At 39.2% G+C, this 12,301-nt stretch carries 12 protein-coding genes; 6 read left to right on the top strand and 6 right to left on the bottom strand.

Going from position 1 to position 12,301, the window contains the following annotated elements; all coding sequences use genetic code 11:
- Position 1 precedes the first annotated feature (1 nt).
- The 4 genes from LOS73_RS18445 to lpxC all read left to right on the top strand — a co-directional run bounded on the left by LOS73_RS18445 (position 2) and on the right by lpxC (position 4,294).
- The gene (locus LOS73_RS18445) at positions 2 to 781 is read left to right on the top strand and encodes a cell division protein FtsQ/DivIB (protein WP_033029914.1); all 780 of its coding nucleotides are present in this window, start codon (positions 2 to 4) and stop codon (positions 779 to 781) included.
- The gene (ftsA, locus tag LOS73_RS18440) at positions 778 to 2,010 is read left to right on the top strand and encodes a cell division protein FtsA (protein WP_033023600.1); all 1,233 of its coding nucleotides are present in this window, start codon (positions 778 to 780) and stop codon (positions 2,008 to 2,010) included. Before LOS73_RS18445 ends, ftsA begins: the two co-directional genes overlap by 4 nt.
- A 21-nt stretch (positions 2,011 to 2,031) precedes the next feature.
- Complete coding sequence (gene ftsZ, locus LOS73_RS18435) at positions 2,032 to 3,276, top strand: cell division protein FtsZ (protein ID WP_457934098.1); 1,245 nt, start codon at positions 2,032 to 2,034, stop codon at positions 3,274 to 3,276.
- A 106-nt stretch (positions 3,277 to 3,382) separates the two neighbouring features.
- Complete coding sequence (lpxC, locus tag LOS73_RS18430; RefSeq protein ID WP_007376970.1) at positions 3,383 to 4,294, top strand: UDP-3-O-acyl-N-acetylglucosamine deacetylase; 912 nt, start codon at positions 3,383 to 3,385, stop codon at positions 4,292 to 4,294.
- Between the two features lie 77 nt (positions 4,295 to 4,371).
- Here lpxC and yjjG read toward each other — a convergent pair whose 3' ends face one another.
- The 3 genes from yjjG to LOS73_RS18415 all read right to left on the bottom strand — a co-directional run bounded on the left by yjjG (position 4,372) and on the right by LOS73_RS18415 (position 6,572).
- The gene (gene yjjG / locus LOS73_RS18425; RefSeq protein ID WP_007376969.1) at positions 4,372 to 5,049 is read right to left on the bottom strand and encodes a pyrimidine 5'-nucleotidase; all 678 of its coding nucleotides are present in this window, start codon (positions 5,047 to 5,049) and stop codon (positions 4,372 to 4,374) included.
- A gap of 13 nt (positions 5,050 to 5,062) precedes the next feature.
- Positions 5,063 to 5,608: an inosine/xanthosine triphosphatase gene (gene yjjX / locus LOS73_RS18420; protein ID WP_086007036.1), complete on the bottom strand. Its 546-nt coding sequence runs from the start codon at positions 5,606 to 5,608 to the stop codon at positions 5,063 to 5,065.
- A gap of 64 nt (positions 5,609 to 5,672) precedes the next feature.
- Positions 5,673 to 6,572, bottom strand: a complete 900-nt coding sequence (locus tag LOS73_RS18415) for a phosphoribulokinase (RefSeq protein ID WP_007376967.1) — start codon at positions 6,570 to 6,572, stop codon at positions 5,673 to 5,675.
- 157 nt (positions 6,573 to 6,729) lie between these two features.
- Here LOS73_RS18415 and LOS73_RS18410 point away from each other — a divergent pair, with 157 nt between their 5' ends.
- Both LOS73_RS18410 and LOS73_RS18405 read left to right on the top strand, forming a co-directional pair.
- Complete coding sequence (locus LOS73_RS18410) at positions 6,730 to 7,605, top strand: hypothetical protein (RefSeq protein ID WP_457934097.1); 876 nt, start codon at positions 6,730 to 6,732, stop codon at positions 7,603 to 7,605.
- 75 nt (positions 7,606 to 7,680) lie between these two features.
- The gene (locus LOS73_RS18405; RefSeq protein ID WP_007376965.1) at positions 7,681 to 8,046 is read left to right on the top strand and encodes a hypothetical protein; all 366 of its coding nucleotides are present in this window, start codon (positions 7,681 to 7,683) and stop codon (positions 8,044 to 8,046) included.
- Between the two features lie 77 nt (positions 8,047 to 8,123).
- Here the strand turns inward: LOS73_RS18405 and LOS73_RS18400 are convergent, their stop codons facing one another.
- From LOS73_RS18400 to LOS73_RS18390, 3 genes are all read right to left on the bottom strand, one after another.
- Positions 8,124 to 10,697 (bottom strand): M1 family metallopeptidase, encoded by a 2,574-nt coding sequence (locus tag LOS73_RS18400; RefSeq protein ID WP_457934096.1) that lies wholly within the window; start codon positions 10,695 to 10,697, stop codon positions 8,124 to 8,126.
- Positions 10,698 to 10,845: 148 nt separating this feature from the next.
- The gene (locus tag LOS73_RS18395) at positions 10,846 to 11,526 is read right to left on the bottom strand and encodes a hypothetical protein (RefSeq protein WP_457934095.1); all 681 of its coding nucleotides are present in this window, start codon (positions 11,524 to 11,526) and stop codon (positions 10,846 to 10,848) included.
- Positions 11,527 to 11,673: 147 nt separating this feature from the next.
- Complete coding sequence (locus tag LOS73_RS18390) at positions 11,674 to 12,024, bottom strand: DUF2750 domain-containing protein (RefSeq protein WP_007376962.1); 351 nt, start codon at positions 12,022 to 12,024, stop codon at positions 11,674 to 11,676.
- Positions 12,025 to 12,301 lie beyond the last annotated feature (277 nt).

The raw sequence follows: 12,301 nt of genomic DNA, 5'->3' as shown, positions 1-12,301 counted from the left end.
TATGCACCCCCTTTTAGAAAAAGCTCAGAAAATCAAACAGCAACTAAATTGGTCGCTCATTTTTGGTGTGAGCTTTTTTCTAATTGTTGTGATTGGCTTAATACAGATCACGGCGGGGATTTCGCATTGGTTAGTTGAAAACAAAGATGCTCAAATTAAGCATTTAACAGTGCAAGGGCATCCTAAGTACACTGATGAAACGGCAATAATAAAAGCAATAAAAAGAGCCGATTTAAGTAGTTTTTTTGAACTTGATGTAAAACATGTGCAACAACTGGTGCAAGACTTACCTTGGGTTGCGACAGTATCAGTACGTAAGCAATGGCCAGATACTTTGCAAGTATATGTTGTTGAGCATGATGCTGTGGCACATTGGAATAGTGATTTATTACTAAATCAAAAAGGTGAAGCTTTTCAGGCTAGTAGCGATAAACTAAATGTAGATTTACCGCAATTATTCGGGCCAGAAGGCAGTGAACAAGAAGCATGGTTAGCTTTTAAACAGTTTGATGAAATGCTTAAAGTAAATGCGTTAACATTAAATAGTTTAGCGTTGTCTGAGCGTTTTTCATGGCAACTGTGGTTAGATAATGGTGTACGTTTAAATTTAGGGCGTAAAGATAAAGCCAAGCGAGTTCAGCGCTTTATAGATGTTTACCCGAGAATGAAACATCCTGAAAATGCACAGATAGATACAATCGATTTACGGTATGATACCGGCCTTGCAGTAAGCTTTAAGCCAATGCAAGAAGAACAATTACAAAATAAGAGTAAGGCATGACTAAGTCAGCAGAAAGAAACCTCGTGATTGGATTAGATGTTGGTACCTCGAAAGTGGTTGCCACGGTAGGTGAAATCACCGCAGATAACAAACTCAGTATTGTTGGTGTGGGCAGCCAAGTGTCTCGTGGTATGGATAAAGGCGGCGTTAACGATTTAAACTTGGTATCTGAGTCTATTCGACGAGCTATAGACGAAGCTGAGTTAATGGCTGATTGTCGTATTAGTTCTGTGTACCTTGGTATCTCTGGTAAACATATTCAGTGCCAGAACGAGAGTGGTGTGGTTGCTATTAACAACACTGAAGTGACCGATGAAGATATTGAAAATGTCATTCATATTGCACGCTCTGTGCCTATCTCGGCAGAGCGTAAAATGCTGCATGCATTGCCGCAAGAATACAGTATTGATATGCAAGAGGGCATTAAAAACCCACTTGGTATGAGTGGTGTTCGTATGGAAGCGCGAGCACATATCATTACTTGCTCAAACGATATGGCAAAAAACATTGAAAAATGTGTAGAACGTTGTGGTCTCGAAGTCGATCAACTTATCTTTACCGCACTAGCATCATGTTATTCTGTATTAACAGATGACGAAAAAGAGCTAGGTGTTGCAGTACTTGATATTGGTGGCGGTACTATGGATATCACTATTTATATTAATGGTGCACTTCGCCATTCTGCCGTTATTCCTGTTGCTGGTAATCAGGTTACAGGTGATATTGCAAAAATATTTCGTACACCTATATCACATGCAGAGTCACTCAAAGTACAATACGCATGTGCTAGTAGCCAAATGGCAAGTAGCGAAGACACAATTGAAGTACCAAGTGTTGGCGGACGACCAGCAAGATTGATGTCACGCCATACATTGTCAGAGGTAGTAGAACCTCGTTTTAGAGAATTATTTGAGCTTGCGATGGAAGAGATTCGTCGTTCTGGTTTAGAAGATCAAATTGCTGCAGGCCTCGTTGTTACTGGTGGTACTGCTAAAATGACTGGTGCAATGGAAGTGGCAGAAGACATTTTCCAAATGCCAGTTAGAATAGGAAAACCAATTGGGATAGTTGGTTTGACAGACTATGTAGATGATCCCTCGTACGCAACTGCTGTTGGTTTGTTACAATACGGACGTACAATGCAATCGATGAATGCACAAAAGTCGAAAGCAGAAGGGAACAATAATTTATGGAACCGTGTTACAAAATGGTTTCAAGGCGAGTTTTAATGCTCAAGTCGGAGAGTAAATATGTTTGATATAATGGAACAACACAGCGAAGAAGCTGTCATAAAAGTGATAGGCGTGGGCGGCGGCGGCGGTAACGCTGTTGAGCACATGGTAAAACAACAGATTGAAGGCGTACGCTTTATTGCTGCTAATACGGATGCACAGGCATTACGTAACTCTGCTGCCGATATTACAGTTCAATTAGGCACGCAAATAACCTCAGGGTTAGGTGCGGGCGCAAATCCTGAAGTAGGCCGTAAATCGGCTGAAGAAGACGCCGATACAATTCGTGCCAGCCTTGAAGGCGCCGACATGGTATTCATAGCTGCAGGTATGGGCGGTGGTACAGGTACTGGTGCAGCTCCGGTTGTTGCTAAAATTGCTAAAGAGCTTGGTATTTTAACAGTTGCAGTTGTAACACGTCCTTTTGATTTTGAAGGTAAAAAACGTGCAGCAGCCGCCGATCAAGGCATTAATGAATTGTCAGAAATTGTAGATTCGCTTATTACAATTCCGAACAATAAATTACTTAAGGTTTTAGGAAAAGGGACTACTCTTCTAGATGCCTTCGCTAAAGCTAATGACGTATTATTTGGTGCGGTACAGGGTATAGCAGAGCTAATTACACGTTCTGGTTTAATTAACGTGGATTTCGCCGATGTACGTACAGTAATGTCTGCAATGGGTACTGCAATGATGGGAACGGCGTCTGCGTCAGGTCCTGATCGTGCACAGGAGGCTGCAGAAGCGGCTATCTCAAGCCCACTACTAGAAGACGTTGATTTAACAGGTGCTAAAGGCATCTTGGTTAATATTACCGCCGGTATGGACATTGCGATTGAAGAATTTGAAATTGTTGGCAATCACGTTAAAGCACTTGCGTCAGAAAACGCAACGGTTGTTGTTGGTGCGGTAATCGACCCAGAAATGACTGATGAGCTACGTGTAACGGTTGTTGCAACAGGTTTAGGCGGTGATCGTCGTCCACAGTTTGGTATTGTTGATAATGGCTTTAAAAAGGCATCAGGATCTGATGTTGCAAGCACATCAAACCAAGCAAGTAGTATGTACGTACCAAGCTTTGCAAGCCAAGACACAAACACTGAAGAAAATGCTGCTAAAGCACAAACGCAAAGCAAAGAAAAAGTGCCTTCAACGAGTTCAAGTAGTTCGAGCTCTTCAGCGCAAAGCGGTAAAAAAGCGGATAAATCAGAAGGCGGTGATTATTTTGATATTCCAGCTTTTTTACGTAAGCAGGCAGATTAACATTTAATAATACTTTTGTTTGAAATATGTACAAATATTGAAAGGCAAAAGGATTTATGTTAAACTCCGCCGTCTAACTGTAACTGATTTAAAAGTGAGCGAACCTATGATTAAACAGCGTACGATTGCAGAAATAGTCAAAGCCATAGGAATTGGACTTCATAAAGGTGAGAAGGTCACAATAACTCTCCGACCTGCGAGCGCAAATACTGGGATTGTATTTCGTCGTGTCGACCTTGATCCGGTTGTTGATTTTGAAACAACACCTGAAGCCGTTGGTGATACGCAATTGTGTACTTGTTTAATTAACAAAGATGGCGTTCGCTTATCGACTACTGAGCACCTTATTGCAGCCGTTGCTGCAATGGGCATTGATAATCTAATTGTAGAATTAGACAGCTCAGAAGTGCCGATTATGGATGGTAGTGCATTACCATTCATATATCTGTTACAAAAAGGCGGAATTGAAGAGCAAAATGTTGCTAAACGCTTTATTCGTATTAAAGAAAAAGTACGTATTGAAGAAGGTGATAAATGGGCTGAAGTTGAACCTTATGATGGTTTTCATATCGACTTTGAGATTGCGTTTAACCACCCTGCTATCAACGAAAGTCGCCAACGTATAGGGTTAGATATAACAACGCAAAGCTTTATTGAAGAAATTAGCCGTGCGCGTACTTTTGGATTTATGAAAGATATTGAATACATGCATGCAAACAACCTAGCACTAGGTGGTAGTATGGATAGTGCTGTGGTACTTGATGAATTCAAAGTTTTAAATCCTAATGGTTTACGTTATAGCGACGAGTTTGTTAAGCACAAGATATTAGACTGTGTTGGTGACATGTTTATGACAGGTCATAACCTTTTAGGTAAAGTAACCGCATTTAAATCGGGTCATGATTTAAATAATAAATTACTTCGTAAAATTATGGCTACAGAGTCAGCATGGGAGTGGGCAACATTTGAAACGCCTGTGACGATGCCTGCACCCGGTCTTGAGTTAGCTCCAGCCTAAAAGCAATAAAAGTACAGTTCGCAAACAGTTATAAAAAATGACGCTAATTAGCGTCATTTTTTTGCGTAAAATTTACTTTATTGCAATTCTAAAATAGCTTGTAACTGATTTAAATGAGTTACGGTATAGGTTGGTTTTATTCCGTCGGGTAATTGCTCACCAGGGTGTTGTAACCAGCAAGTATCAATACCTGCATTGTTGCCGCCAAGTATGTCACTTGCTGCGGTGTCACCGACCATAAGTATCTCGCTTTTATCTGGGTTACCCATTAGCTCAAATGTGTGTTCAAAAATCGCTTTATTCGGTTTTGCTATGCCAACAAGCTCAGATATAACCAACCATTCAAACATATCTTTTAAACCAGTGTGTTCTAAACGTACTGTTTGTAGGCGGGCAAATCCGTTAGTAATAATACCTAATCGAGCATTTGGCTTAAGCTTATTTAAAAGTTCTATAGCGCCAGGTAATGGCTCGCAAATTTGCGCCATAGCATCTAAAAAAGCATCGTTCAGCTCTTTTGCTGGCACATTTAGCTTTGCAGCCCATTCATTAAAGCGAGTTACTTGTAAGTAATCAGCAGTTATAGAACCGTTTTGATAATCAACCCACAGCTGCTTATTGGTTTTTTGATAATGAATATAATCGTCTTGGCTAAAATCTACGTTGTAAGCTTTAAACATGCGAGTCATGCCCGCTAAAATATCAAACCTAAATAAGGTTTCGTCTGCGTCAAACAATACATAGCTGTATTTCATTAAACTTCCTAAATTAATTTGTTTGGCTGTATAGCTCAGAGTGTAAAAATGGCGCCATAGCTAAAGTGAGTGCTTGTGTATACGTACTTTCACGCGTGGCATGATTGTTTGTAAGTAGTCCAATAGCACCCCCTTTTTGCTTAATATTGGTGGTATTGAATGCCTTGTCCATTACATCGCCAAGCTCTTCACCTTTAAGTAATGCATTATAAAGTACTTGAGGTAAGGGGAGGTTACTGCTGCGCCCTACAACTTGATTTAAGGCATTATCAATAACTACATAGGCAAAGGTTGCTGGGCCATAGCTAAACTGCTCTGCACCGCCTTCCATTGCCACGTAATAGTGAGCTTGGTAATGTTCTTTGCAGTAATCAACGCGGTTTTGCGCGCCAATGCGTGTTTCGTCTTCGCCAATAGGTTGATCGGGCACATTGGATGGTGCATCAACACCTTGGCAATCAATTTCATGATCAGGGAAATACATTGCAAAAATATATTTAGCCGCGTTAATTTTTACAGGGTTTTTAGAACCCACAATAATTTTTAATGAGTACAACACAATGTCCCTTATTGTTACTAAAAATCAGCAGTGTACGTGAGAGAACTCAACCTTAGAAGAGGAGTTAAATAGGTATATCCAGAGGTGCTAAGTTTTCCAGTGCACGCTTTTTCAAAATAATATCTTTAATTAGTGGAGTAAGCACCAGCTCCATTGCTAAGCCCATTTTGCCACCAGGTACTACAAGCGTATTTATACGAGACATAAAACTGCCTTCGATCATGCGTAAATAATAAGGAAAATCAACATCATCAATACCTCTAAAGCGAATAACTACAAAGCTTTCATCAAGCGATGGAATATCTTTAGCGCTAAATGGATTTGAAGTATCAACGGTCGGCACTCGTTGGAAATTTATATGAGTTCGAGAAAACTGTGGCGTGATGTGATTAATGTAATCATCCATACTACGGACAATTGAGTCCATAACAGCCTCACGTGAATGACCTCTCTCAGAGGTATCGCGTATCAGTTTTTGAATCCACTCAAGGTTAATAATAGGCACCATGCCTATTAATAAATCAACATGCTTAGCAACGTCTACATCTTGATCGACTACACCACCGTGTAAACCTTCATAAAATAAAATATCAGTATTATGCTCAAGCTCTTGCCAAGGAGTAAAGGTGCCCGGTAACTGATTGTACGGAACCGCTTCATCAAATGTATGTAAATAGCGGCGTAATTTACCTTGCCCAGTTTCACCATAATGATTAAATAAAGTTTCGAGGGCACCAAAGTCATTGGCTTCTCGGCCAAAGTAACTTATGTGCTTACCTTCTTGCTGTGCTTCGCGTACTTTTTTATCCATTTCAGGGCGAGTGTAACGATGAAAGCTATCCCCTTCGATAAAAGCCGCTTCAATATTAAGGCTACGAAAAATATGTTTAATTGCATTGGTTGTGGTGGTTGTGCCTGCACCAGACGAACCCGTAATCGCAATAATAGGATTTTTAGCTGACATGTTAATTCTCTTTTTTAGGAGCCGATTTTATAACCAGACTAAACTTAACATTATTTTAAGTCGTTTGGGTATCTTAAGAGTTGACTGACTTAGCTCAAGTGACGCCATCAGCAAATAACGTTATCATGAGGTGCTTAAAATTAAAACGAGAGAAAGCATGAAACTTATTAAACCATTACTTGGATTATTTTCTATAGCAGCGCTTAGCCCAATTGTGGTGCAGGCTAGCATGCCAAAAAGCCAAGTATTACTTGCTGATTTAAATACGCCTTATGGCTTACAAGTTAGTATTGTGAGTGATAAAAACAGTTATAACAACCAGCCACATTTAACAAATACAGGTTTATACTTTACTCATGAAGTAATTACTGATGAGCAAAGCCAAACCGATATTGCTTATTATGACTTAACATCAAAACAAATCAGCAATATAACTAATTCTCCAGTAAGCGAATATTCACCAACGGTTATGCCAAGTGGTGATGCGATATCAGCGATTGTTGTAGAAGCTGACGGTAAGCAAAAATTGTGGCAATACCCACTCAAAAATGAAGATGCGCCAAGTCGTATTTTTGATTGGATTGAACCTGTTGGATACCATGCATGGGGTGTTCAAAATGATTTAGTGATGTTCATTTTAGGAAAGCCTCATACTCTTCAATATACTTCTGTTGCACAAGCGAAGGGGGAAATAGCAGCCAGTAATATTGGTCGAACGCTTATTTATAACAACTCTACAGCTGCATTTTTATTTAGTTACACTAAAAACGAGCAACACATTTTAGCGAGTTTTAATCCACAAGATAAACAAGTTGAAGACCTATTAAGGTTACCGGCTCAAGTTCAAGATTTTATTTTAAAAGATAATACGACCATTGCTTATGCTATTAAAAACCGCGTTTATCAGCGTAAACTTGATGGAAGTGATGAAGTATCGCAATGGCTTAATTTAAGCACCTACTGCGAAAAAAATATAACAAGAATGAGTTACAACAATGAAAAACTCGCTTTTGTATGTGATATAACAAAGTAAAATAGACAAATAAATTCAGATTTTATTGTGTGTATGCGTTAATCTAATACGCAAATTAACTAATAGGGATTACACGTGGCTTATAGTGCAGACGAGCTGACAGAACAGCTCATTAAATTACAGTGCAGAAGTAATTTTAAGATTAAAAATATTGCAGAGTACATGTTAGTAAACTCTAAAGAAGCATTTTATACCCACAGCGAAAGCGGCAAGGGTAAAATAGTAATTCGCCCAGCATTTGAAGTATTTAGCGATGATTTTAATGATATAGATGGCGTAACGCGTGCGCAAGGGTACTTCCATAGCAGTGAGATGACACGCTTTCCTACGCGCATTTTTAAAAGCGCTCAACCTATTCACTACGGTGTTGCGTTTAAAATAAACTCTGAGCAAGCAGCCAAAGATTTTATAGCCAAGCTAACTATGATTATTGGCAACTAATTTTATATAAAAAGTAAAAAGCCGCTGAATTTATATTCAGCGGCTTTTGTATTTTTATAGCTCAATAAACCTAATAATTACTTACTTTTTAAGAAGCTATTAACCGATTCAAGTTCACGTGTTTTAAGCGCGATACAATCGTTTGTGCTTTCTTCAAGCTTACTTAATGTGCGCGCGTAGCCTGCTACATCAGCTACTTTTTCGTTAAAGAAGGTTTTTGTTGTCGCTAAGCTTTCTGCATCACAACTCGCAGTTGTAAAGTAAGGTAAGTTAGGTATAAAGAACGGCGGTAAGCTTGCTGTTACTTTATCGTAGTTACTGTAAACCCAATCAATAAATAATGCTTGGCGCTCATCTGTGTAACTTTGACCTGACAAAATAGTACGCATGTCAGATGCCGTTACTTCATCCGTTAAGCTATAAGCTAATACTGTTTTTTGTAACTCAGGTTTACCAAAAAAGCCCATAGCTGCAAGCATGTTTGTGCGCACTTGCGGATCTTTAGTTGTTTTGAACGTTGTCATGAATTGATCAAGCAGCGCTTTGTCACCATGAAAAGCAGCAAGAGTTAAGTACGTACCCGCTAAGTATGGGTCTACTTTTTGTGGATCATTTAAATAAACTTGCGTTTGTTCTTTGGCTTTATTGATGACGTTTTGATCTTCACCATCAAAACCTAAGCGTGATACAACGGCTGCACGAAGTTGTGCAATAGCACCATCTTCACCCGCTTTTGCTTCTAAACCATACTTTTTAGCAGCAGGCGTTACTGCACCGCGAATAAATTCAGGCCATAGGTCTTTATTGCTATCGTCTTTAAAAGTGCGCTGTTGCGATACTAAGTAACCTAGTGCGGTATTTGCTACGCGAGGGTGGCTATCGCTTACGAACACTTCAAGTGTTTGCATTAACTTAGCAGCAGATATAACACCAGCATCAAGTAGCGCATCAGTAGCAGACAGTAACGCTAAGCGTTCACGGTCACTCAGTACGCTTGGCGCCTTTTTAACAAGTGCGCTAAATTGTGCATCATCCATTACCCAGCGGTAGTAGCCTAGTGCACCTTGGTCAGGATAAATCCACTCTGGTTCAAAGTCTAAATCTAGTGTTTGGCTTTGTTTATTAAGTAATACGTTTGCAGTTTTTACTTTATCGCCAGCGCCATATTTAATTGCCACCGGTACATTCCATAACTGCTCCGGCGCATCAACGCCTGCGTTTACAAAGCGGCTTTGTGAAATAGTTACTTTGCTACCTTGTTGAGTTACTTTAACTAGTGGGAAAGAAGATTGCTCAATAAACGATTTTAAAACACTCGCTACGTCTTTATTTGATGCTTTACCAAGTGCTTCCCACAAATCGGCTGCTTCAGCATTTTTATATGAAAACTCTTTTAAGTAGCTTTGAATACCTTTTTGAAATGCGTCTTCGCCAATCCAGTTTTCAACCATGGCAAGTACTGAGCTGCCTTTACTGTAAGCAAGACCTAAACCGTCCATAATGTCGGCTTCGGTTTTAATTGGCTTACGAATAGGCTTGGTACTTAGTCGTGCATCAAGTGCCATTACGTTGTTTTGTGGCAGGTCTAAGTGCGATTCAAACTCAGGGTTAAGCTGCTTAGTAATTTTTGCAGCCATCCAGCTAGCAAATGCTTCATTTAACCATAAGTCGTTCCACCACTTCATGGTTACTAAGTTACCGTACCATTGGTGAGCAAGTTCGTGAGCTATAATTGATACATTACGCTGTTTTTTACTGCGTGTTGCTGCAGCTAAATCAACTAATAAAATATCTTCTCGGTAGGTTACTAAGCCGGAGTTTTCCATTGCGCCAAATGGAAACTCTGGTACCGCTACTGAGTCTAATTTTTTGTAAACGTAAGGAATACCAAAATAGGCTTCAAGTGCGCCTAGTACTTTTGGCATGTTTTCTTTAGCGTATTGGGCTAAGTGGATTTTACCTTGTGGGGTAATTACACGACCAGGAATTGGCATACCTTTTATTTCTAATTCTTCAAACGGGCCAACAGCCATAGCGACTAAGTATGAAGGAATTGGCGGCGTTTTATCAAAGTAGTGTGTGGTCATATCACCATTAACGATTGCTTTAAGCTCAGGCGTATTTGAATATACTTTTTGTGATGTAGGCGCAGTAATCGTTAACTGAAATGGAATTTTATAGCTAGGTTCGTCAAAAACAGGAAACGCACGACGCGCGTCGCTCATTTCAAACTGAGTAAATAAATAAGGCGTACCTTGGTCTAGCGTTTTGTACAAGCCTACGCTTTGGCGATTATATGGCGCTGAAAAATCAACTTTAAGCGTGTATTTACCTGGTTGAATTTGCTCATCACAACTAAATTTAACTTTGCCTGTTTTAAGCATTTCATTGTTTAAATCACAGTTTTCATCACCAAGCAGTTGCGCCATTTTAACAGCGTAAGCAACGCCATTTAGCTCAATGTATTTTGTTGGTTTTAGTACTTCTAGGGAAATCTCTGTCATCCCTGTGAATGTATCTTGGCTTGGGTCGAGTGTTAGCGATACTTTTTGCGAGCTTGGTTTTGCGAGTTTTTCGATAACAAATTCGTTAGCGTTTGCAGCATTCATTGCCAGCGCAACGCTCACAGTTAAGAGGCTTTTGAGAAACATAATGATCCCTAGATTGTTGTTGTTAGAAATTACCCTAAATAGGCTTTTTTATGCGTATATAATTAGGGATGTGGATATCCTAACAGCTTTTTTAAATAGAGTAATTGATTATAACAGTGACTTTAAGGGGAAATAGTAACAAAGTTTGTCAGTGACTTTCACGTGTTATAAAACGTTGCCAATGCAGGTGTGAGTTAATAACACGTATTTTTTGGATCACGTTATTTAATAAAAGCACGTTGTTAAATTCATTATGTGAATATTCGTTAAATCCCATGAGGTAATTAAAGGCGTCTTTCGAGTTAGCCTGCAGAGCATGTATACGAACTTGTTGCTCAAAGTTGAGGCGTAAGCTGCTTATTGCTGTTTTCATGCCGAGTTGATCAACATTTGGTATATCACACTTTTGTAAATAGCCGGCTCGCTCACCTTCACCTGAAAACCAAATACGCACTTTTTCACTGTACCTGCCAGTTTTTGCGGGCAAGTCGAACATCAATCGGTGTTGATTTTGCGATTTAATAAACGCTATATATTCATTAAGACCATAATTTATAAGCGCTTTGTGTACAGGGACTAAGCGGGGCTTTATTTTTCCGTGAGTATGAAAACTAAAACATAAAATATTTTGTTTAAAGATTAGATCATCAAGTGTTAAGTAACCAATTTCGTCACTGTAAGCACCACTATAATATGAAATTAAGGGCAGCCAAAAGTGCCAATGTTTTGGTTGCTCGCGGATAACTTTAACATCACCGTATATATATCCATTATAAAGTGTATGCAGCTCCATAGCTGAAAAAGGGCGACGGCCAAGATGGGTTTTCAACGCAATACCTTGAAAATAATGACGTATTATATTTTATACTCAAACCACAGTAAGATGCGAGTGTCGTTGAGGTTAAAATCAATTAAACCCAACGAGCAGCGGGACTCGTTGGGTTTCAGTAACTTTATAATAAGCTACGCTATCTGTTTATTCGCTTAATGCGCGAGCTAGACCAACAGGTTCAATTTCCACACATACTTGGTCATCATTCCAATTAATACCAACTAGTGCGTTATCTTCGCTTAAATCTTCAACCCAAGCATCTAAAAACTCGTCAAGATTAATTTCTACAGGGCTGTAGTCTTTCCATTCTTCTTTACATTGTGCCTTAGCAGCTTCTTCGCTTTCCCAAAGTAGTAATACGTCAGTTTCGTCAAATTGATTTGAATCACATACTACAAAGCCATTATCTTCTGCACCTAGCGCCCAAATTACTTCGCTAACACGTACTTTTTCTACAAAGTTAACTAGTTGTGATTCAATTTCGATATCGCTCATGTGTTTACCTTTTTAATTAGTGACTAGGATTAGTATCTATAGCTGCTTGGCGTTGGTTATATTACTTATGAAAAGCAATAAATTACGAATGTTGGCAAAAATGAGTCAACAAACGAAAGCAAATCCAATCAAGCGGGCAGTATAAACTGATGTTGAAGCATTCACAGCCTTTAAATTCATCACCAGTTAAATGGGCAGTTAAATAGTTTAATGTTTCAACAATATGTTCATTTTATGAAATTAAAGCGTAAGTAATCTGAATTCTGGATAATAAACT

The organism is Pseudoalteromonas sp. SCSIO 43210, from assembly GCF_054133285.1.
Note: the sequence above shows the minus strand (reverse complement) of the source record. Positions and strands in the feature narration are given on the sequence as shown.

Bases quoted from the DNA above. Each gene is read 5' to 3' on its own strand.
- LOS73_RS18445 (WP_033029914.1), top strand. From the start codon at position 2: ATGCACCCCCTTTTAGAAAAAGCTCAGAAAATCAAACAGCAACTAAAT.
- ftsA (WP_033023600.1), top strand. From the start codon at position 778: ATGACTAAGTCAGCAGAAAGAAACCTCGTGATTGGATTAGATGTTGGT.
- ftsZ (WP_457934098.1), top strand. From the start codon at position 2,032: ATGTTTGATATAATGGAACAACACAGCGAAGAAGCTGTCATAAAAGTG.
- lpxC (WP_007376970.1), top strand. From the start codon at position 3,383: ATGATTAAACAGCGTACGATTGCAGAAATAGTCAAAGCCATAGGAATT.
- yjjG (WP_007376969.1), bottom strand. From the start codon at position 5,049: ATGAAATACAGCTATGTATTGTTTGACGCAGACGAAACCTTATTTAGG.
- LOS73_RS18415 (WP_007376967.1), bottom strand. From the start codon at position 6,572: ATGTCAGCTAAAAATCCTATTATTGCGATTACGGGTTCGTCTGGTGCA.
- LOS73_RS18410 (WP_457934097.1), top strand. From the start codon at position 6,730: ATGAAACTTATTAAACCATTACTTGGATTATTTTCTATAGCAGCGCTT.
- LOS73_RS18400 (WP_457934096.1), bottom strand. From the start codon at position 10,697: ATGTTTCTCAAAAGCCTCTTAACTGTGAGCGTTGCGCTGGCAATGAAT.
- LOS73_RS18390 (WP_007376962.1), bottom strand. From the start codon at position 12,024: ATGAGCGATATCGAAATTGAATCACAACTAGTTAACTTTGTAGAAAAA.